At 42.6% G+C, this 21,529-nt stretch carries 16 protein-coding genes and 1 other annotated feature; of the genes, 8 read left to right on the forward strand and 8 right to left on the reverse strand.

Going from position 1 to position 21,529, the window contains the following annotated elements:
* Window positions 1–21: 21 nt before the first annotated feature.
* Window positions 22–2,097: a beta-galactosidase gene (locus MHH60_RS21945; RefSeq protein WP_076136467.1), complete on the reverse strand. Its 2,076-nt coding sequence runs from the start codon at window positions 2,095–2,097 to the stop codon at window positions 22–24.
* Window positions 2,098–2,252: 155 nt separating this feature from the next.
* Here MHH60_RS21945 and MHH60_RS21950 point away from each other — a divergent pair, with 155 nt between their 5' ends.
* The 5 genes from MHH60_RS21950 to MHH60_RS21970 all read left to right on the forward strand — a co-directional run bounded on the left by MHH60_RS21950 (window position 2,253) and on the right by MHH60_RS21970 (window position 6,744).
* Window positions 2,253–3,158, forward strand: a complete 906-nt coding sequence (locus MHH60_RS21950; RefSeq protein ID WP_256715162.1) for a helix-turn-helix transcriptional regulator — start codon at window positions 2,253–2,255, stop codon at window positions 3,156–3,158.
* A gap of 68 nt (window positions 3,159–3,226) precedes the next feature.
* On the forward strand, window positions 3,227–4,099 hold the full coding sequence (locus tag MHH60_RS21955) for a glycoside hydrolase family 43 protein (RefSeq protein ID WP_076136465.1): 873 nt from the start codon (window positions 3,227–3,229) through the stop codon (window positions 4,097–4,099).
* 20 nt (window positions 4,100–4,119) lie between these two features.
* Window positions 4,120–5,106, forward strand: coding sequence for a phosphotransferase enzyme family protein (locus tag MHH60_RS21960; RefSeq protein ID WP_076136463.1), 987 nt, complete (start codon window positions 4,120–4,122; stop codon window positions 5,104–5,106).
* Window positions 5,107–5,293: 187 nt separating this feature from the next.
* Entirely contained in the window at window positions 5,294–6,031 is a 738-nt protein-coding gene (locus tag MHH60_RS21965; RefSeq protein ID WP_076136461.1) for a glycosyltransferase, read from the forward strand.
* On the forward strand, window positions 6,028–6,744 hold the full coding sequence (locus MHH60_RS21970) for a glycosyltransferase family 2 protein (protein ID WP_076136459.1): 717 nt from the start codon (window positions 6,028–6,030) through the stop codon (window positions 6,742–6,744). Before MHH60_RS21965 ends, MHH60_RS21970 begins: the two co-directional genes overlap by 4 nt.
* 100 nt (window positions 6,745–6,844) lie before the next feature.
* Here the strand turns inward: MHH60_RS21970 and MHH60_RS21975 are convergent, their stop codons facing one another.
* Entirely contained in the window at window positions 6,845–8,455 is a 1,611-nt protein-coding gene (locus MHH60_RS21975; RefSeq protein WP_081389051.1) for an S-layer homology domain-containing protein, read from the reverse strand.
* Between the two features lie 94 nt (window positions 8,456–8,549).
* Window positions 8,550–9,983 carry an MDR family MFS transporter gene (locus MHH60_RS21980; protein ID WP_076136457.1) on the reverse strand — a complete coding sequence of 478 codons (1,434 nt, stop codon included), beginning with the start codon at window positions 9,981–9,983 and terminating at the stop codon, window positions 8,550–8,552.
* Between the two features lie 230 nt (window positions 9,984–10,213).
* On the opposite strand from MHH60_RS21980, the gene MHH60_RS21985 reads away from it, so the two are divergent.
* Entirely contained in the window at window positions 10,214–10,912 is a 699-nt protein-coding gene (locus MHH60_RS21985; RefSeq protein ID WP_076136456.1) for a TetR/AcrR family transcriptional regulator, read from the forward strand.
* Between the two features lie 102 nt (window positions 10,913–11,014).
* Here the strand turns inward: MHH60_RS21985 and MHH60_RS21990 are convergent, their stop codons facing one another.
* The 4 genes from MHH60_RS21990 to MHH60_RS22005 form a co-directional block, all read right to left on the reverse strand.
* A complete protein-coding gene (locus tag MHH60_RS21990; protein ID WP_076136454.1) occupies window positions 11,015–12,616 on the reverse strand; it encodes a hypothetical protein in 1,602 nt (533 codons plus the stop codon).
* Window positions 12,609–13,322, reverse strand: a complete 714-nt coding sequence (locus MHH60_RS21995; RefSeq protein WP_076136453.1) for an ABC transporter ATP-binding protein — start codon at window positions 13,320–13,322, stop codon at window positions 12,609–12,611. Before MHH60_RS21995 ends, MHH60_RS21990 begins: the two co-directional genes overlap by 8 nt.
* Window positions 13,323–14,440: 1,118 nt before the next feature.
* Window positions 14,441–16,180 carry an ABC transporter ATP-binding protein gene (locus tag MHH60_RS22000; RefSeq protein ID WP_076136451.1) on the reverse strand — a complete coding sequence of 580 codons (1,740 nt, stop codon included), beginning with the start codon at window positions 16,178–16,180 and terminating at the stop codon, window positions 14,441–14,443.
* Entirely contained in the window at window positions 16,177–17,913 is a 1,737-nt protein-coding gene (locus tag MHH60_RS22005) for an ABC transporter ATP-binding protein (protein WP_076136476.1), read from the reverse strand. Before MHH60_RS22005 ends, MHH60_RS22000 begins: the two co-directional genes overlap by 4 nt.
* A gap of 150 nt (window positions 17,914–18,063) precedes the next feature.
* Between MHH60_RS22005 and MHH60_RS22010 the strand changes: the two genes are divergently transcribed.
* Window positions 18,064–18,933, forward strand: coding sequence for a LysR family transcriptional regulator (locus MHH60_RS22010; RefSeq protein ID WP_076136450.1), 870 nt, complete (start codon window positions 18,064–18,066; stop codon window positions 18,931–18,933).
* 9 nt (window positions 18,934–18,942) lie between these two features.
* Here MHH60_RS22010 and metG read toward each other — a convergent pair whose 3' ends face one another.
* Window positions 18,943–20,589 carry a methionine--tRNA ligase gene (gene metG, locus MHH60_RS22015; RefSeq protein WP_076136448.1) on the reverse strand — a complete coding sequence of 549 codons (1,647 nt, stop codon included), beginning with the start codon at window positions 20,587–20,589 and terminating at the stop codon, window positions 18,943–18,945.
* Between the two features lie 43 nt (window positions 20,590–20,632).
* Window positions 20,633–20,894, reverse strand: a binding site (T-box leader).
* A 133-nt stretch (window positions 20,895–21,027) separates the two neighbouring features.
* Here metG and MHH60_RS22020 point away from each other — a divergent pair.
* Window positions 21,028–21,492 carry a DUF4362 domain-containing protein gene (locus tag MHH60_RS22020; RefSeq protein ID WP_076136447.1) on the forward strand — a complete coding sequence of 155 codons (465 nt, stop codon included), beginning with the start codon at window positions 21,028–21,030 and terminating at the stop codon, window positions 21,490–21,492.
* Window positions 21,493–21,529: the final 37 nt, after the last annotated feature.

The raw sequence follows: 21,529 nt of genomic DNA on the forward strand, positions 1-21,529 counted from the left end.
AACTCAGGTCCTGCCTTTTTATTATACTAATGCTTTACGCTTCAACATCGCAAGTCCATTCACCGCTAGATTCAATAGGGCCGGAGCTGAAAGACCTGTTTCCAAGTCTGTGTATTCCGCTCCATCCAGCTCTACCGTTTGCGGACTGCCGCTGAAATTTTGCACAAAAACATAATCACTTTCGCCATCTGTGCGAAGTTGTGCAGTCACCCCTGCTGGGAGCTCACGCTCCATCGCACGGGTAATTCCTGCCTTAGATGTGATCGCTGCGTATAGCTCAACATAGAACGAAGCGTCTTTCACACGGGTAGCAAGATGGTACGCATTTCCTTCACCAAAACGATTGACTGTAAGCGCTGGACGGCCCGCATAGAAATCGTTGCGATAATGCCCCAAAGCCTCTGCACCTTCCAAATGAATCAGTTCGGCAATCTCATGCGCATCGTAGTCACCGCTTAGCTTAAGTTTATTACCTGCCTCCATCACTAACCCGTTCAGATCACGGCTGTGCAGCCCTTCAGTCTCCTCTGCCCAAATCCCCAGTGTTCTGCGCAGTGGACCAGGGAATCCTCCCAGATGACATAAATCCGTTTCGTTAACTACTCCTGACCAATAGGTTGCGAGGAATGTGCCGCCTTGCTCCACATATTTCTCGATACGCTTTCCATTCTCTTCACTAATCAGATATAACATAGGGGCAACAATCAGCTTGTAAGCAGACAGATCATCTCCAGAGCCTATAATATCAACTGGAATGCCCAGCTCCCAAAGTGCACGATAATGCTGTAGCACCGTCTCCTCATAATGTAATCCGGAATTACGGATGCCTTGCGCATCCTTTATCGCCCAGCGGTTGTCCCAATCGAAAATAATCGCCGTCTGCGCCGGAGTGGACGTACCCACTACTTCCGTCATTCCCGCCAGCGTCTTCCCTACTTCCGCTACATCTTGGAATACTCGAGTCTCGGAGTGGCCACTGTGGTCTACAACTGCCCCGTGGAACTTCTCACTTGATCCGCGGCTTTTGCGCCATTGGAAATACTGCACAGAATCCGAACCATGCGCTACCGCTTGCAAGGAAGACAGCTTGTGCATACCTGGACGTTTCAGCTTACTGACCGATTGCCAGTTCGTAAGGGATGGCGTGCTTTCCATCAGCAGGAACGGTTTCTTTTTAAATGAACGCATTAAGTCGTAGTGCATCGCCGTCCATGCAGCCAATCTAGTATCGTCACCATCTTCGGTATAATGCCAGTCTGGATAAGCGTCCCATGAGACCACATCCAGGATTTTGGCCAGCTCGCGGTAATCAATGCCATCGATCATATGCATATTCGTCGTGATAGGCAGCTCTGGATTGTAAGGACGAACCGTATTGATCTCGTGCTGGCAGAAATCAATCGTCCGTTCACTAACAAAACGCCGCCAGTCAAGATTCAAGCCGTGTACTTGTGTCTCACCATGTGGAGCTGGGGATTCAATCTGTGACCATGAAGTGTAGGTATGACTCCAAAAAGTAGCCCACCAAGCATGATTCACCTTATCCAAACTGTTATTATATTTCACCTTCAGCCATTCTCTAAAAGCATCCTGGCAGAGCTCGCAGTGACACTCCCCACCGAACTCATTCGAAATATGCCAACCGATAATGGCTGGATGCTGGCTGTACCGTTCCGCTAGCTTTGCGTTCAGAATTGCAGTTTTCTCACGGTACACTGGTGAGGTAAAGCAATGGTTATGACGGAAACCATGCAAATTGTGAACACGGTTACGCTCCACTCTTAAGACTTCTGGATATTTTTGCGACATCCACGCTGGGCGGGCACCACTTGGCGTTGCCAAGATAGCGTAAATCCCATTCTCCGCAAAAGAATCAAGTACACCATCCAACCATTCGAAAGTGAACATACCCTCTTCAGGTTCAAGAGATACCCACGAGAAAATGCCTACGGACATGACATTGCAGCCCGCCAGCTTCATTAACCGGATATCCTCACGCAATACTTCCGGATATTTAAGCCATTGTTCAGGATTATAATCAGCACCGTGCAGCATGACTCCAGCTTTACTGCTTATCGGGGAATGTTTTTTATTCATTGTGTATGATCATCCTCTCAATTCTGCCCATTTATAGAATGGGACTATTCTCTGATGATAGGCTAGATACTTATGCTATCTAATACAGGAATCATCATTTATACTATTTATAATATAAGAAAAGTCATTTCAATCAGTAGGAATATAGTCTCGAAGTGATAGCACAAAATGAAGATGAGGTGATTAACCTGCTGCCTTTTTCTCTGATTGAATTACCACGCGACTCTGGAACGTTGCCCCTATCCCCCTACTCTGTAGGTCGTCATATCCAATTCCATCATGTGCGCCCAGCAGGATTTCCTGTGTATCAAATCTTTTTGATCCGGACCGGGACCGGGTTATTTCGTGATCTGGAAAGTGGTACAGAAATCATACTGGAACCGGGGATGGCTTTTGCCTTCCCGCCAGATCGTGGTCATGAATATTATCCTACCTCTCATGAACCGTGGCATGTTGGCTTTATCGGCTTTCAAGGCAGTCAAGCTCATGGATTGCTGGAAGCGCTTGAACTGCTCCCTTCTGTTCCTTATCGAACGGATCGTTTTGAACAATGCTGGGAAGAAATCGGCCAAATCTGGCATACGGTGAATTCTCCTGCCCCCAATCGACAGGACGAGATGTGGATGCAGGAGTTGTCTATCACGCTCTATAGACTGCTCTTAATGCTGCGCCCTGCCAAGAGTTCAGAAGGCTCCGGTAATCGTCTAGCCTTCGAGTCGGTCCGAAATGAAGCCTTAACTACAGCCGTCGGGCTGATCAACGAGCATTACACAGAACCGCTTCTGATCTCCAATCTTGCAGCAGCAGTCGGCTACTCCGTGCAGCATTTCCAGCGTTTATTCGTGCAGGAATATGGGGTCACTCCGCATAAGTATTTGCAGAATCTGCGGCTGGAGCGGGCGCTGCAATTAATGACGGAGGATATGGAGATCCCCGTTCAAGATATTGCGCTTCAGCTAGGCATGGAGACTAATTATTTTATACGTGTCTTCCGAAAAAACTACGGCTGTACACCAGGCGTAATGAAAATACGTTTGCTACAAGGGGAGCAAATGAAGTAACGCTTCCAAGCCTAATGAAGATATTGTAAAATTAAGCAGATGATAGCTTGTAAATTGGGGGCACCTTAATGAAAACATTATCTGATATTAACTTTAGAGATCCCTATATCCTATCTGTTCCCGAACTTGGACAATACTATTTATTTGGCACAGATGGCCTAACAGCTTGGAGTGGCACACCTCACGGCTTCGATGTATATATCAGCTCAGATCTTCAGGAATGGTCCGGACCCATTGCTGCCTTTCGTCCAGATGCTGATTTTTGGGCTGATCATCATTTCTGGGCACCAGAGGTTCACCGCTACAACGGAAAATATTATATGTTCGCTTCTTTTAAAAGACATGGCGTTCCACGGGGGACACAAATATTAAGCGCGGAAACCCCTGAGGGTCCTTATCTCCCTATCAGCAATCATCCAATTACCCCTGCTTCTTGGGAATGCCTTGACGGAACGTTATATGTAGATAAAGAAGACAAACCTTGGATGATCTTTTGTCGTGAATGGATTGAAGTGACGGATGGAGAAATGTATGGCGTTCGGCTGAAGGAGGATTTAAGTGCTAGTATTGGTGAACCCGTGCTGCTTTTCCAGGCTTCACAAGCTCCTTGGACGTTAGGTGGCAAAGAAGGGCAATACGTAACTGACGGGCCTTTTATGCATCAGACTAGCAGTGGTGAGCTGCTTATGTTGTGGTCTAGCAGTGGAGCTAGTGGTTATGCCATGGGTTTAGCCCGATCCGTCAGCGGTGACATTAGTGGACCTTGGCTACATGATCCTGAGCCTCTTTATGCCAAAGATGGCGGACATGGAATGTTGTTTCGTGATTTGACGGGCAGACTTATGCTGGCCATTCATGCCCCAAATCTCAACCCACAAGAACGGCCGCTGCTTATTGAAGTCCAGGAAAGCTCCAGAACGATTTCGATAAAATCATTGTAATGTAGAACGGAGTAGAACCCTTGGAACAAAAGATTAAGTCCTTATTTAATGACCAGATTGTAAGTGCCGCCTGTACGAAATATGGTATCCCCATAGATGAGCTAACGTTCATTGGCGGATTTCAAAATTTTGTTTATGAATACCAACTTAGCAATCATCAATATATTCTAAGATTTACTCATAACTCGCTGCGCAGTATGGAATTGTTAACGGCTGAACTTGAATGGATTCTATACATAGCAGATCATGGCGTTTCCGTATCAAGACCCGTAGGTTCTCTTCTGGGTAATCTAGTTGAGCAAATAGAGATTGGTGACTCATGCTTTAGGGTATCTTCCTTTGAAAAAGCACAAGGGAAACGAATAGGTTACCCAGACTGCCTGAAGGATCTAGACCTCTATGAGCAGTGTGGCATGATCACTGGACAAATGCACAGATTAGCAAAATCTTATAAACCACAGTCCAAAAGACATGCGTGGCATCAGAACTACTACCTGCAGAATGTAACGAAGTTTATTCCTCCATCCCAAAGTGGCGTTTTAGAAAGCTGTAAGGCGCTTATGGATCGGCTAAAGCATCTCGACGCTGATATAAATACCTATGGTCTCATCCATGGGGATATCAATGTAGGCAACTTTTTGGTCGACAATGGTAAGCTGACTTTGTTTGATTTTGATGAAGCTCAGTACAGCTGGTTTGTAGAAGATATCGCCATTCAACTGTATTATCTAGTCTACGTTTACGGGGATGATAGTATGGAGGACAGGCAGCTTCAATGTCAGCGTTTTATGGAGCATTTTCTAAAAGGCTACGTTAAAGAGAACAGGATTTCAGAAAATGAGCTGAAGTTAATTCCTCTTTTTCTTCGATTAAGAGAGATTATTGTTTATACGGGGATGTACCGGAGTTTTGATATGTCTAACCTAGATGATTGGACCAAAGATTATTTAACGCAGAGTAAGGCGAGAATCGAGAATGGCGTTTCCATCATTGAATCTTATTTCTGAACAAACCTCCAAAGCATTTCATATGATGTGTCTCTCTTACAAAACCCACAGCTATCACTGTGGGTTTTGTGTTTTTTAAACAAGTCCATTTTTGCTTTTAAGAGGTTGATATGCCGTTACTCTATCCTAACTTGGACATATCGTATTATGAGACTTTTCCCAAAAATGCATATGAGGGGTTGGTTAAATGAGTGCTGTACCTCACTACAAGGCGAACCAACAAGGTATTTCCATTATTACCTGTACCAATCGCCATAATTATTTAAACAACCTATTTCAAAATTACAGCAGACAAAAACATGCCAATAAAGAACTTATCATTATTATCAATAATAATAAAATTCCACTATCCCCCTACCAAACCTTAGCTAAAAAACACAAAAATATTAAGATATTTCGTAAGCCTGAACAGCAATCTCTTGGTTCATGCTTAAACTATGCCGTAACAAAATGCAAATATCATACCATCGCCAAATTTGATGACGACGATTATTATGCCCCTCATTATTTGACGGAAAGTATTCTGACCTTAAAAAGAACTAAAGCTGATATCCTCGGAAAACGGGCTCACTATATGTATTTACTAGGTTCAAAGACTTTGATTCTTCGTTTCGCAAATGATGAACACCGGACGGTTACCCATCTCCCTGGCGCTACGCTCGTCTTCAAACGAAAAGTATTCGATCATGTGAAATTTCCTAATAAAAACGTAGGTGAGGATGACCTCTTTTGCAGCAGAAGCAAAAAGAAAGGTTATAAGGTTTATTCTGCGAGTAAAAATAACTTCGTTGCCATACGTAGAAAAAACTCTTCAAAACATACATGGATTATCAGTGATAGTACGTTAATAGCTAACCACAAGATCATCCGGAATATTAAAAACTACAGGAATTTTGTTGGACGCCGTCCAAAGATTTCGTTATGAAATTAACTGCTGAATCTACTTCATCTGCTGTGTCTATTCTAACTTGTACAAACCGAATGGATTGTATTAAAACAATATTTGATAACTATCAACGACAGAATTTCAAATCTAAAGAGCTTATCGTGATCATTAATAATGATAGCTTGAAAATAGAAGACTATATACATGCTGCAAAAAAACATAAAAACGTACGGATCTATAAACTACCAGAATATCGTTCACTCGGGTTTTGTCTGAATTTTGGTGTGCACTTAGCGAATTATAGCTGTATCGCTAAATTTGATGACGACGATTATTACTCTGCCAACTATTTAACGGATAGTATGAACATCCTCCATAAAACTAAAGCTGATATCGTTGGAAAACGAGCTCACTATATGTATTTAAATGATAAGAAGCTACTCTTGCTTCGTTATCTTCATATGGAAAATAAATATGTAACCAATGTTCAGGGTGCCACCCTACTCGTAAAACGAAATGTCTTCCAGCAGATTTCTTTTCCAGATTGGAATAAAGGTGAATGTGTTAAGTTTTGTGCGGATTGCGCTGCACAGGGCTTTAAGATCTATGCAGGAAATAAGTATAACTTCGCTGCGATTCGTAGAAAAAACTCCAAAGATCACACATGGGTCGTTAGCGACAAGAAACTTCTAGCTCAAAATGTTAAAGTTCTAAAAGTGAAAAACTTCAAAAAATACGTAACGCGAGGCTGATTTAATCAATCTAATACTACCAGTTATCCCTTCGTAACCCAATAAAAAGACTGGACAGCAATATAGCTAAGCGGCTATTCGCATCCAGTCTTTCATATTTTTAAAAAGTATAGTCATAAAATTTCTCTGCGTTTCTTAAGCTAGACCATACATCAGAACTTTCTCCGCCTATATACCAATAAGCTACTCCAGCTAGTTTTTTAGTAACCGCTAAGTTGTATTTAGTTATTAATGAACGCCCATCCTCAATCCAGATCGTATGTTTTATAGCTTGTTTCGAGTAGTTCGCGACATATTGTCCCAGCGAAGGATTCCACACGGGTCTCGATGCATAGCTGCTGATAATCTGATTTTGCTCCGGAAGCGTAATATATTGAGAGGATAAAACCGTTCCCTTCTGGTTCAATGTCCAATCCCGATTATATAAGGGCAATGCCAATATAACTTTTTGACTAGGTACAAATTTTAGGATTGTATTCACAGCCCTTTGATCATAAGAAAGCGAGGCATTGGACCCCGGAACTTGACTCCCGTCATAATGCTCATCATAACCCATCATCACCATATAATTCACTTGCTTGCCGAGGGCAGCATAGTCAAAAGCTTCTGTCCAATCCGTTCCAAGATCAGGGGATACATCCAGCGACAGGATAACATCGAGCGAACGCATTTTCTCGGCTAATAAAGAAATAAACGAAGTCAAATAAACACGATCTTCGGCCGCTACATTTTCAAAATCTATATTTAGTCCATCTAATCCATATTTACTCACTAAAGCAGCTAACTGATTAACTGCCGTATTCCTTGCGGTTGTACTCAACAGCATCTGATGCGTCGCTTTTTGATCCGATCGATTGCCAACCATCGCCCAGACTTGCTTTTTATTCTTTTTTGCCCAAGTTACCAGCGAGGCATCTGTCGAATCCGTTACTGCCCCTGTTTTTCCAACATAATACCACCGTGGTGATAATGTATTGACGTTCGATTGCAGAACATGATTCTCAAATTGTGCCGTCGTGAGACCATACTGCCAACCTATAACAATACGTTTGTCCGGATCACTTTCCAGCTCTGCCGCCCAGCTTGTATGTTGCAGCACCCGATCCATCAGCACTGCCGTCTCTTGCCTGGTTATCGGGTCCGCGGGTCGAAAATTTCCGCTATTATCGCCCTTCATTAATCCGCGATCATTAACCTTTGCTACAGCAGCACTTGCCCAGCTAGCAATTTGTTGCCGATCCTTAAAATTAGTTTGTTCCGTAGCTGCAGTGTTTGTCTGCTTTAGAGCTTTGCTCATCCACACAGCCGCTTCCTGCCGGGTGACTGCTTTTGCGGGTGCAAAAGTAGTTGCCGAAGTGCCGTTTGCCAGTTCAAGCTGAACCGCGGCCTGTATCCAGCCGTAATACCAAGCACTTTTGGCTACGTCGGTATAAGGAGATACCGGACTCAACGCTGGATCAAGCTTCAACAGACGATCAAGAACGGTAATAAATTCAGCTCTAGTAATCGATTGAGTAGGTGAAAATTTAGTATTCGAGGTGCCAGTTAATATATTCCGGTTATATAAATCTATGATTTCTTTTTTTGCATAACTAGTGTTTATATCGTTAAAAGGAACCCCGTTATCGGCCGATATATGCTGAATAAATACTCCGGCGGATAGCACGACAGCGAGGGTTACTATAGTAAATCTAGCAAATATATTTTTCACGGGCTAAGAGATTCCCCCTTGGTTATCAATCTTTGAATTATACCAAGGATACAATCCATAAACATCGCTAAAATATTGGTAGAGTACGATAGGATCAGTTCTTCGGATTACGCAAAAAGAGACTAAGAACTACACCACACAGCGCCAAGCCCAATGAAACTAGGAACGTGTCGTGGAATCCTGCAACCAAAGCCGCAGAAGGTAGCTTCTGATTCCCTTGACTCATATGAGCAGCTATATTGGAAGTCAATAACCCCGACATTATAGCGACAGCAAAGGAACCCACAATTTGTTGTGCAGAGGCAGTAAGCGGGGTCACACGGCTGATCAAATCCTTCGGAGCGGCCTTAAGCACATGTGTACCGAGCTGCATAGTAGTTAATCCTTGGCCAAGTCCCATAATGGCAAAATAACTGATCATAACGTATACACTTGTATCATTTTGTAAACGTGACAAGAGAAAGAGTCCGGAGGACAGCAGCACAAGTCCAGAGAACACAACGGGCCGAGCTCCGTACTTATCAAATAATTTTCCTCCAATAATCATGCCAGCAAAGGATATTAAAGCTTGGGGAATAACTAAAAGTCCCGATTCAAAGGAAGAAAAACCTCTGACCTGCTGCAAAAAAATTGGAATTAACAGAATCGAACCAAATAAGGCGAACTGATTAATCCAGGTCAAAATCATACCTTTACTAAATTCTAGAGATCGAAAAGAGCGAAGTTCCAATAACGGTTCTTTTTGGCGCAATTCCACGAAAATAAACAAGGCTAAAGCAATGAAGCTGAACGCAAGAGTTATAATCGTTATACGATCCCCCCAGCCGTCCACTCCCCCTCTATGCACTCCAAATACCAAGCTGGAGAAAGCGAGTGGTGATAAAATCACACCCCAAATATCCAATTTAGCTTTATTCCCCTTCTCTATTACCGGAAGAAATTTCACTCCAACAATCATTGCAATAATACCAATGGGAACATTAATCAGAAAAATCCAGTGCCAGCTTGCATATTCCAACAGCCATCCTGATAGTACAGGACCAAGAACAGGCGCAATTAACATCGGTAGTCCAAGCAATCCCATGATTGAACCTCTTTTATCGGGAGGTGCGATTTTGAATGACATAGCCATACCAATTGGAGCAATCATCCCTCCGCCTAATCCCTGCAAAATACGAAAGATTATCAGCTCTGTTGTGGATTGTGCCATTGAGCATAATAAAGAACCTATGGTAAACAATACGATCGAAACTAAAAAAACACGTTTGGCAGTAAACTTATCCGAGAACCAACCGGCCAATGGGATAATTACGGATAAAGCCAGCGTATAACCCGTAATGGCCCACTGTATTGTTTTTAGGCTGGCATCAAAGGTTTTTTCAAGCTGCGGGATCGCTACATTCATAATTGTACTGTCGAGCATAACCAGCAGCATTCCTGTTATAAGTGCCAGTATTATGGGAAGTATTGCTTTTATAGAAAATTCTTTGGTGACTGGTTGGGATTGTTTCACTTGTAGATTACTCATGGGTCTATACACATCCTTTTTAATTTTTACTAATAAATTGCTAACTGCTGCCTCCTTTTTTAAAAAAATCACACCCTTAAACTAACAGTGTAAGATTAATATAGCACCCGTTTATTTGCTTGTAAATAAAAATATCTAACGGTGTAAGATAAACCATTAATCTAACGATGGTAGACCAGCCATCCATCTTCGCTTATGATAAAGAAAGACAGTAACAGGAGGTCGTTTCGATGAGAATCAAAAATCTGCAAATTACTGAACAAGATATAATAAAAGCTTCTTGGGAGCTGTTGGATGATATCGGCATAGAGGCATTTAGTATGCGTAAATTAGCAGAACTATTAAATATACAAGCCGCCTCTCTCTATTGGCATTTTAAGAGTAAACAGAGTATTTTCCAGACACTGGCTAATGAGATCGCCAAAGAAGCCCTCGAAACTGCGAATCTCGAAGGTACTTGGCAAGAACAGTTATTTAATTTTGTGGACCGAATCCGCGGGGTTTTACATAAGTATCCTTGCTCGGCTCAGCTGATGATGCGAACCTTGCCTTCTGAACCTAATTATCTATCTTTACTGAATACTTTGCTTCAGATCGTGGATCATCTTCCTTTAAGTGATAGTGACAAATTCTCCTTAATTGCGTGCGTGTTAAACTATGTAATCTCTTTCGAATTGGACAAATATGAGCAGGATCGAATTGACTTAGCCATGAAAAATGAACCTAATGGAGATGCTAGAGAGGTATTTAAACAATCGCTTGAGCACTTATCCGGGGATGGACCTAATGTTATAAAACGAATGCACGAAAACAATATCTTTAATGAAATTGGCTCCGATAAGATGTTCTATACAGGTCTAAAAATAATGGTGAGTGGAATTGAACAGTTAGCTAATGAGCGACAAGAACGAGAAGAGCAAAAAGAATAACAAGAGCGACAACAGAACATAGGGGATTTTTCACGAAAATAAATCTTGGCACAAAAAAAGGGCATCCCAGCAGCCGATTTCGGCTTTTGGAATGCCCTTTTTTTAAAGAGACCGAAATAAAAGTTCTCCTTTGGACTGGATGTATCTATACATCACTCCACAGGCCACTAATATCACCACACCAATGCCTAACATAACGAGATTACCATTTAGATCAGATAAAAGAAAACTCAAACCAAATGGAATTAGCAAGCTTATGAACCCTATAATCATAGCCACAAGGACCGAAGCACTTTGTTTAATTACAGAGACTTCATTGGTCCACTCCAGTTTAGGAAGCTTCAAGTTAACGATCACACCTACCATTGCGGTAAGACAAGCGTATAGGACAGGGATTATTAGCAATAACAAGCTCTCCATCCAGCCTGTGCCCAGAGAAATCATAAGAAGCACACTACTAACAATCACAATCGGTACTGTAATGGTGAGATTCACTGCGATTTTACTTAATAATATGGTTTTTGTCGGAACGGGGGCGCTTTTTAAAATCCAAATATGGTTACCTTCAAGCGAAATCGAACTCGAGGTCGTACAGCTTAATGCAACAAAGAGGGAAACAAATAATGGCGCCAATCTGCTTAGATAGTTAGAGAGTTCTGGTATTTCCATAATTTGTCCTAATTGCTCTGAGCTAACAAACAGTAAGGTAATCGCCAAAACAAGTAACATAACCATTCCAATACTCGTATTTAGCACATATATAGAAGAACTAAAATAGCGGCGCAGCTCTTTTTTATACAATGTGTAAAGCGGTGAAGAGACTGCAAGTGACCTCATTTGATACTTATTCTTTGAGTAAGAAGTCGTAAGACCTGTGTGTATTGCTTTATATTTGCTGCCGAGAATAAGGGTAAACAACATAAAAGAAAGTAACGATATCCCTATAAATAATAATAAAGGAGCTACCTGATACGAGCAGACAGCATCTACATACATGACCGTCAAAGGATATAAGTTGAAGATTTGATCGGCAATTTGTGTGCTCATATCCGCAAGCAACTGCGGGTCATTCCCATTTATTTGGCCTGAGCCCAAAATAATAACAATGATTACGGCAAAAGTCAGAATCAGACTTATTAAACGACTTCCTTTAAAACGTGAGGAAATCCAACTAATCAATGCCCCTATAATCGTTGCAGCAATGATCGGCACTAATGGGATAAATAGCAGCGTTATCATGAAAAATAAATAATACACTACTGCCGGATTTACCTTTATAGCATAAACTACACCTGCTGGCACCATCACCATCAATGAGAACAGTATATTCAGCACGTAGAGCTGAACTACACGGCTTGCTACGATATGGCTCGTTTTGATAGGCAACGACATTACGAGATCGTAATCTTTGGAGCCAAATAATACCCCACTCGCCTTATAGATCGTTGTAAAAAATCCAATTAAGCAAGTAACAGCCATCATAATCGCAAGCAGCAGCTCTGGCCGGCCTATCTGTTCAAGGGTCTCTGCTATCATGAAGCTATATCCAAACGAAACCACTGCCATCATGACAATCCCTATTAAGATACCGATGCTCAGCAAAAGCATTTTTCGTCTTTCTTTCACATCCCGTGTATGCAAAGCTTTATTTAACCCAAAGGATGAGATCAGCTGAATTTTCGTCAATCTCCAGATATTAATCATGTTTATTCAACTCCAAAAACACATCTTCAAGGCTGCTGTCACCCTTCACCTCTTCTGTTTTCCCATGAGTGATCAATTCACCCGCTTTGATAATGGCAATCTTATTGCAGAGCTTCTCGGCCACATCCAGTACATGCGTCGAAAAAAAGATCGCACTGCCCTGACTGCAAATCTCCGCCATGATTCTCTTGAGCGTGTGTGCCGCTTTTGGATCAAGTCCAACAAAGGGTTCATCCAGAACCAGCAGCTTCGGTTTATGAATAAGCGCGGAGATAATCGCGAGCTTCTGTTTCATACCATGAGAATACGCGGAGATTAAATCCCCCAGATTAGAGGTAATCTCAAATTCATCGCTATATCTCTTTATCAATAACTCCCGATCCGCTTTCGATACGCTAAAAAGATCACCAATAAAATTCAAGTACTGAATGCCCGTCAGATGATCGTATAAATCCGGATTATCTGGAATGTACGCAGTAATCGCTTTGCAGGCTAAAGGGTCTTTTTTAATGGAGTACCCACCAATCTCGATGTCCCCCTCCTCAAAATCTAAAACTCCGACCACTGCTCGGATAGTTGTTGTTTTCCCCGCACCGTTATGACCGATAAAGCCATAGATGTCACCTTTTTCGACCACCAAATTCAGATCATTTACCGCCTTCTTGCCACCCTTATAGCTCTTGGTAAAATGTTTGATTGTCAACATCTTGCCACTCCCCTTCCAATCTCATAACACTCTCAATATGCCATATTTACTGTAGCTTCGTCGTCTTCAATATACGTTTCTTATAATACGTTTAGCCCGTCCAGATAGTTCATTCGTTTTCAAATATTTTATTTTGAGATTTTCACCTCTAACGGGTGGGATAAAAATACGATTGAGTGCAACATAGTCCGTAAGGGCAAACAAACTACTTTGGGGACGGTGAGATAACTACTTTTGAACGCTAAGCAGACTGACGATGAGCTAACTATTTTAGAACGCTGAGCTAACTCCTTTCTAAGCATTCTACTCCGGATCAGAAGCGATCTACCTTTGGTGGTGGCTGCCTTGCTACGTAACGGACCGAGGCGCCCTTATTTCGCAAATTCATGCCCTTTTTCACTTCGTTCGGACTCAGATGCAGCTATTGTGCCATATCCACTCCTTTTTACAGCAAAATCAGCCGAATAAGTGCTATGCAGTCCGTTACCTCGAAAAAAGTCGCCAAAAACACAATTTAGTTGCAATACGGTCCGTAAGGGTAAAAAATTACTTTGCTGACGATGAGATAGCAACTTTGGTACGCTAAGCAAACGACTTTGGGGACGATGAGCTAACTACTTTGGTGACGATGAGATTGCTAACTTTGGAACACTAAGCAAACGATTTTGGTAACAGCGAGCTAACTACTTGGGAACACTAAGCGAACTACTTTCTAAGCATTCTACTCCGGATCAGAAGCAATCTACCTTTGATGATGGCTGCCATTGCTACGTATCGGACCGAGGCGCCCTTATTTCGCAAATTCATGCCCTTTTTCACTCCGTTCGGACTCAGATGCAGCTATTGTGCCATATCCGCTCCTTTTAGCTGCAAAATCAGCCGAATAAGTGCTATGCAGTCCGTTACTTTGAAAAAAGGCGCCAAAAACACCATTTAGCTGCAATACGGTCCGCAAGGGTAAGGTAAGGTAAGGTAAGGTAAGGTAAGGTAAGGTAAGGTAAGGTAAGGTAAGGTAAGGTAAGGTAAGGTAAGGTAACTAAGCCAAACTAACCCACTCATCAAAAAAAAGCATTCATCCCCAAATTCGGGATTGAATGCTCTTTTTCTAAATGCAAAGTCTAAGCTGATGCGAACTGACTGTTATATAATCTGGCGTAATATCCACCGCTGGCTAGGAGCTGGTCATGCGTACCACTCTCCACAATGTCTCCGTCCTTCATGAAAAGAATGAGATCCGATTCTCGAATCGTCGACAAACGGTGAGCAATTACAAAGCTGGTCCGGCCAGCGATCATTTTTAGAAAAGCCTTCTGAATCCGTACCTCAGTCAGTGTATCAATACTACTGGTGGCTTCATCCAAAATGAGCATTGGCGGATCTACGAGCATCACTCGTGCTATGGTTAGCAGCTGCTTTTGTCCTTGCGACAAATTATCTCCTGAGCCACTGATCTTTGTATCATATCCCTCAGGCAGGCGTTTAATGAAGCTATGAGCATTTGCAGCCTTAGCAGCAGCGATGACCTCTTCTTGGGTAGCCTCAGGTTTGCCGTAGGCAATATTTTCTCTAATCGTGCCGCCAAACAGCCAAGTGTCCTGCAACACCATCCCGAAATTACGCCGCAGACTGTCACGGGTAATCGTCTTGATATCCACGCCGTCAATCTTGATGGAACCCCTATCCACATCATAAAAACGCATAAGCAGATTAACCAGCGTCGTCTTTCCCGCTCCCGTCTGCCCTACAATCGCAACCCGGGTACCTGGCTTCACTTCCAGACTGAAATCATTAATCAGAGGACGTTCAGGATTATAAGCAAAGGATACTTTCTCAAAGGTAATCGTTCCTTGGCTTGTATTCATAATTTTGGCGTCTGTTGCATCCGCTGGTTCTGGCGATAGGTCTAGAATGGCGAAAATCCGCTGCGCTGATGCTGTTGCCGATTGAAGCTGCGTAATCACACCTGTAATTTCATTAAACGGCTTAGCGAACAAGTTGGAGAAGATCAAAAAGCTGGACAAATCCCCTACCGTCACAAGCCCGCGAATCACCATAACACTTCCGATCATCGCGATAACAGAGAAAGTAATATTATTTACTAACCGTGTTGTCGGATTGGACAAGGAACCGTAAAATTGTGATTTCACGCCAGTCTGGTACAAAGTCTCGTTTCGTTCTTCAAACTGTGTCAGTGCACGGTCTTCATAATGATAAGCAGTGACCACTTTTTGTCCGCCGATCATTTCCTCCACGTATCCGTTGAGACCGCCCAGAATTTTAGCCTGCTCCTTAAACATCTTCTGGGAGCGCATCGTAATGAATCTTGCCACAAAAAATGTAACGGGTGCTGACAGAAGAACAACTAGGGTCATTAAAGGACTAATGTACAACATGAGTGCAATTGCCCCCACGATGGTGATAATCCCCGTGAGCAGTGTTGAGAAGCCTTGCAGCAGTCCATCAGAGACCGCATCCATGTCATTAACAAACCGGCTGATGCTGTCCCCTTGCGGGTGGTTATCATGAAATTTTAACGGCAAAACATTTAATTTATCAAAAAGCTCCCGCCGTAAGTCATATACAGTCCGGTAGGCAATTCGATTAGTCAGGTAGGTAAGAAGCCATCCGAAAAAGCTGCCGACAATATACACCCCTGCCAGAATTAAAAGCAGTCTAAGTACGGCGTCAAAATCAACCTCTCCCGGCCCGATCATAAAATCGATGGCGCTGCCGATAAGCAGTGGGCCAATTAGACTGGCAATCACACTGAGTATTGCGCAGACTACTGCACCTATAGCTATTTTTTTATAATGCCCTGTGTATACAATTAATCTTTTCCAAATGTTATTTTTGTTCATTGGCCCGACTCCTCACTTGATAGCTGGGACAGGCAGATTTCTTTATACACTTCACAACCCTGCATCAGCTCCTCATGGGTTCCGACACCGGCGATCCGCCCTTCCTCAAATACCATTATTTTATCCGCTTGTCTTACAGTGCTTACCCTCTGCGAGACAAGGAGCACGGTCATTTCCTGGCTGCTCTCTTTAAGAGCCTTACGAAGTGCCGCATCTGTGGAGAAATCCAGCGCACTGGAGGAGTCATCCAGAATAAGAATCGATGGCTTACCTACTACTGCACGAGCTATGGTTAAGCGCTGCTTTTGTCCACCGGATAAATTTAATCCACCACGAGATACTTGCGTATTCAAGCCTTCAGGTAATTTACGTATAAACTCCTCCGCTTGAGCAATAGAGGCTGCCTGCATGATTTCTTCCTCAGTAGCATCTTCCTTGCCCCAACGTATATTCTCAGTGATTGTTCCTGTAAACAGCACAGCTTTTTGTGGTACAATCCCTATTTTCTCACGAAGCTGGTGCAGCTTGTAATCTCGGACATTCACACCATCCACTTTCACTTCACCTTGCACCACATCATAAAAACGAGGGATCATATTCACAAAAGTAGACTTACCTGAACCCGTACTGCCAATCAGGCCCACAGTCTCTCCGCGATTAATTACTATAGATATATCCTCTAATGCCGATTCACCTGTCGTATTATACCCAAAGGATACGTGATCGAATTGTATAGCAGGGACAGCACGATCAGGTTCAGCAATCACAACATTTCCTTCCTCGGACACGGATACCTTAACTCCCAAGACTTCATTTACACGATTAGCTGAGGATGAGGCTTTTGTAAAAATAATGACCAAGTTAGAGACCACTATCAGCGCCAGCAAGATTTGAGTGATGTAATTGATGAAGGCAATGATCTCCCCTTGAGACAATCGGCCCCCATCGATATGAATTCCGCCTACCCACAAAATAGCTATGATCGCCGCATTTACTACAAGTGTAGTCATCGGCCCAAGCAAAGCGGAAATCCGTGAAACCCGGATCGCTGTAGTAGTCAAATCCTCGGATGAGGCATCAAAACGTTCTTTTTCTGTACGTCTTTTGGCAAAAGCACGAATCACTCGAATCCCCGACAAATTCTCACTCAGTACGAGCGCTAGGGCATCCAGCTTCTGTTGGTATTTTCGGTACAAAGGAGCACTGCGGGTGATAATAAAATATAAAATAATGCCAAAAACCGGTGTTGCCGCTATTAGAATCAGCGATAATCTAAAATCCAAAATCATCGACATTAGGATAGCCCCGATGCAGATAAACGGAGCACGAATAACTAGACGAATCAGCATAGCCACAGCGATTTGCAGTTGGTTTACGTCATTGGTAATCCGATTAATCAGTGTAGGCGTACCTAAGGTATCCAGCTCAGCATACGACAAAGATGTAATATGTCTAAACATCTTATTGCGTAGTGTCGTACCGAATCCCTGTGAAGCCCGGGCTGCATAGTATTGGCATACCATGGAGCAGCCGAAGCCAAGCAGTGACATCAGCACCATTAGGCCACCCATGCGGTAAACATAGGCGCTGTCATGATTGCCAACCCCGTTGTTGATGATCAATGCGACAATGGTAGGCAAAATCAGCTCCAGAATCGCTTCCATCAGTTTAAAGATCGGTCCTATGATCGCTTCTTTTTTGTACGGCTTTAAATATACTGCAATTTTGAACAAATTCATCCACACCCAACATAAGAAGTATTTAACCACTTGAAATATGTATAAGAACAGTTATGATTATGGCATATCTACTCACATATTAATAATATTGGATTCGTATCGCTCCCATACGATTAGCATATCTCAAGTTCGGAGGATTTTTATATGGATATTAGACAACTTAAATATTTTATGGCGATAGCTGAGGAAGGACAGATTACATCTGCAGCCAAAAAACTGCAAATGGCCCAGCCTCCGCTGAGCCAGCAGCTAAAGCTCCTGGAGGAAGAACTAGGTGTAAAGCTAGTGGAACGAGGTCCACGCAGCGTGCAGCTCACTGAAGCTGGAGCCATTTTGCGGGACCGTGCCCAACAAATTCTGGAGCTGGCAGATTCCACTGCCCGTGAGCTCACTGATTTTGTCAAAGGTTTAAAAGGAACCCTAGCCATTGGTACAGTTTCTTCCTCTGGAGCTACGTTGCTTCAAGATCGGCTATGTGAATTTCACAAAACCTATAAAGGTGTAAAGTTTGAGATACATGAAGGAAATACCTTTAGAATCATTGACCTCTTGAATAAAGGTATTGTCGAAGTCGGGATTGTTAGGACACCCTTTAATGGTACAAATTTAGAATGTCTTTACACACAAGCTGAACCTATGATTGCCGTAATGACACCTGAGTATGACTGGAAAACGGATGAAAACTTTATGGAGATCGGTGAGCTAAAGGATAAGCCGCTTATTATCTACCGCCGTTTTGAGCAGCTTATCCGGGAAACATGTCTTGAGAACGGCTTTGATCCGCTGATTTTCTGTATGAATGATGATGCTAGGACAACACTGCTCTGGGCAAACGCTGGTCTTGGCATCGGAATCATCCCCAAATCCGCTTTCGAATTAACGAGTAACAGTAATTTGATCTATAAAGAAATCAGTAGTGAATCACTACGCACACGGGTCGCCGCCGTCTGGATTAAGGATAAATACTTATCATCATTAGCTTCCAAGTTTATTGAAAGCTTCAGGAATGGATAAATACCAGCTCTATTTATTCACTTGCTGTTGATCTAGCCTATCCTCTTCTTCCTTAATACGGCTAATATCAATTCGTTCAAACAATAATTGTAAATCAGTAACCTGTTGGTAAGGGGGCACCGAGCAAGGCTGCCAATTCGGTAGTGCTAACGACAGGAACCCCCTGATCTTGTCACAAGAGAACGGTAGAAACGGATGCAACAAATTCGCTAAGTTCGCAATAATCTGCACACATGTGTATATTGCAGAATCACAAGAAACCTGATCCTCTTTTATCTGTATCCAAGGTTTTTGCAGATCGAAATACTGGTTTGCCTTGCGCACATAAGAAAAAATATACTCCAGCGCATCTTTAAGATTCCCAGCCTCAATAAGCCGCCCTGATTCCAAATACAAGAGGTCGATATTGTCCTTCCACCCCTTATCCAATTGCCCATTCGGCACTTTCCCTTCATAAAACTTATCTACAAAAGCCAAAGAACGATTCACAAAGTTACCAAATGCTCCAAGCAGCTCTCCATTATGGCTATAAATAAACTCTCTCCAGGAAAAATCCGTGTCCCGCTTCTCGGGTCCATTGGCAATTAAGAAATAACGAATAGAATCTGGCTGATACCGCTCTAAAATATCAGGTATCCAGACCGCCCAATTTCGGCTAGTGGAGAACTTCTGCCCTTCAAGGGTTAAATATTCGCTAGATATAATCCTGTCCGGTAAATGCAGACCCCCTGCTCCTAATAACACAGCCGGCCATATTAAGGTGTGAAAAGGAATATTGTCTTTCCCATGCACATAATAAGCGGTATTCTCCCCTTTTTCCTCTAACCAAAAATCCTCCCAGCTTCCTCCGGACTGTGCAGCCCACTGCTTACTGGCTGATAAATAACCACTTACCGCCTCAATCCAAACATAAATTTTTTTATCTTCAAATCCAGCCACAGGAACATCTACACCCCAAGACAAGTCTCTTGTTACCGCGCGGTCCTGCAGCTCTTCTTGTAAATAACGTTTGGTCAGTTTTATAGCGTTTTCTCTCCAAAATTGTGCTTCCTCTACATATTCCGTTAATTCAGACTGAAAATTAGATAAGCTAAGATAATAATGTTCTGTCGGCCGTTCTGTTGGTGTATTCCCACATAATTTGCAGACTCTGTCTAACAAATCGGCAGGATCTAGAATCGTAGAACAATAATCACATTGATCCCCTCGCGCCCGCTGGCCACATACCGGACAAGTCCCTTCCACATATCTGTCTGGCAAAAAGCGCTGATCCACCTCGCAGTAACATTGCGCAATGGTTTTTTTATATAAATGACCATTCTCTAGCAGCTTTGTAAACAACTCTTGCACGACCTTATGATGCTGCTGTTGATCGGTTCGAGTATATAGATCATAACTAAATCCCAGCTGTTCAAAACACTTCAGAAACTCTTCATGATATCTGCTTGCAAAAGCTCCGGGCGTAATCCCTTCATTTGCAGCCTGAACTGCTACGGGTGTGCCATGGCAATCACTGCCTGATACATATAATACGTTATCCCCTTTGGAGCGAAAATATCGTGCCAGCACATCCCCAGGCAACACGCTGGATAATCTCCCCAAATGTAAAGATCCATTCGCATACGGCCAAGCACCACCTATAAACACATTACTCATTAACCTTCTCCTCCTTTTTTAGACAACAAAAAAACTCCCATCCACAAAGGACGAGAGTTCTACTCACGTGTTACCACCTAATTTTATAAATGCCTCATGACATTTACCTCTTCAGGTACGACGTTAATTAACGTTTATACCCTAGCACTGTAACGGATGCAGGTTCCGGCGCAGCCTACAACCCATAAGGTTTCGATGCGCAGCTCTGAGACCATATTCCCAAGGGTTTTCTTTACTCCTTTTCAGCGACCGGAGCTCTCTGTTGAAAGAATTGCCGTGGTACTCTTTCTCTTCTTTGCTTTTACATATTCAAGTTACAGAAAATAATACTCAATTTGTAGTTTATTGTCAATATGAAACATCAAGCTCACTGTAACTTTTCCAGTTAATCTCCGTCTTTTATATAAATACGTTACAACGTTACAAGGAGGTCCTTCAGTGAAAAAAGTAAATTTACTTATACTCACTGTTCTTTTACTAGCAGGAGTATGGGGTTGTTCCGATAATAAAGTTAATTCTGTTCCCAAAAGTGAACCCTATACTTCCAAAGAAGCCATCAGTAGAGGGGATATTGTTTCTTTTGAAAAAGTGTACAACCTAGATAAATTTGAGCAATTTATAACGAATCTCTCCAGCAAAAAAGCAGACAATATACGCGTTACAAGTTACACAGATGAAGGCGATCCCATATTTAAGGATTTGAAATTTGACGGTAACGTGATTAATTATAGCTATGATACCTCTAATGATGCATTCGGTGGAAGCAACACAGGAGTCAGAACCGATACCTGCTCCGAAGTGACGAGTAAAAAAAGCACACACGGTGAAATCATCTATTCGATTAGCAGTTGCACAAAAAATGACTCTGAAATTGATTACTACCTTTTTCGCACAACAAAATGAAATGCTGAAATAAAAAAGACCACCCAATCATAATACA

The sequence above is a fragment of the Paenibacillus sp. FSL H7-0716 genome (assembly GCF_038002705.1).
Lineage (GTDB): Bacteria > Bacillota > Bacilli > Paenibacillales > Paenibacillaceae > Paenibacillus_AQ > Paenibacillus_AQ odorifer.

What these genes read in the sequence shown, in the direction of transcription:
- MHH60_RS21980 (WP_076136457.1), bottom strand. Translation starts at nt 9,983, where the DNA reads ATGAGTAATCTACAAGTGAAACAATCCCAACCAGTCACCAAAGAATTT.
- MHH60_RS22010 (WP_076136450.1), top strand. Translation starts at nt 18,064, where the DNA reads ATGGATATTAGACAACTTAAATATTTTATGGCGATAGCTGAGGAAGGA.
- MHH60_RS21990 (WP_076136454.1), bottom strand. Translation starts at nt 12,616, where the DNA reads ATGATTAATATCTGGAGATTGACGAAAATTCAGCTGATCTCATCCTTT.
- MHH60_RS21945 (WP_076136467.1), bottom strand. Translation starts at nt 2,097, where the DNA reads ATGAATAAAAAACATTCCCCGATAAGCAGTAAAGCTGGAGTCATGCTG.
- MHH60_RS21955 (WP_076136465.1), top strand. Translation starts at nt 3,227, where the DNA reads ATGAAAACATTATCTGATATTAACTTTAGAGATCCCTATATCCTATCT.
- MHH60_RS21965 (WP_076136461.1), top strand. Translation starts at nt 5,294, where the DNA reads ATGAGTGCTGTACCTCACTACAAGGCGAACCAACAAGGTATTTCCATT.
- MHH60_RS22000 (WP_076136451.1), bottom strand. Translation starts at nt 16,180, where the DNA reads ATGAACAAAAATAACATTTGGAAAAGATTAATTGTATACACAGGGCAT.
- metG (WP_076136448.1), bottom strand. Translation starts at nt 20,589, where the DNA reads ATGAGTAATGTGTTTATAGGTGGTGCTTGGCCGTATGCGAATGGATCT.
- MHH60_RS21985 (WP_076136456.1), top strand. Translation starts at nt 10,214, where the DNA reads ATGAGAATCAAAAATCTGCAAATTACTGAACAAGATATAATAAAAGCT.
- MHH60_RS21995 (WP_076136453.1), bottom strand. Translation starts at nt 13,322, where the DNA reads ATGTTGACAATCAAACATTTTACCAAGAGCTATAAGGGTGGCAAGAAG.
- MHH60_RS21970 (WP_076136459.1), top strand. Translation starts at nt 6,028, where the DNA reads ATGAAATTAACTGCTGAATCTACTTCATCTGCTGTGTCTATTCTAACT.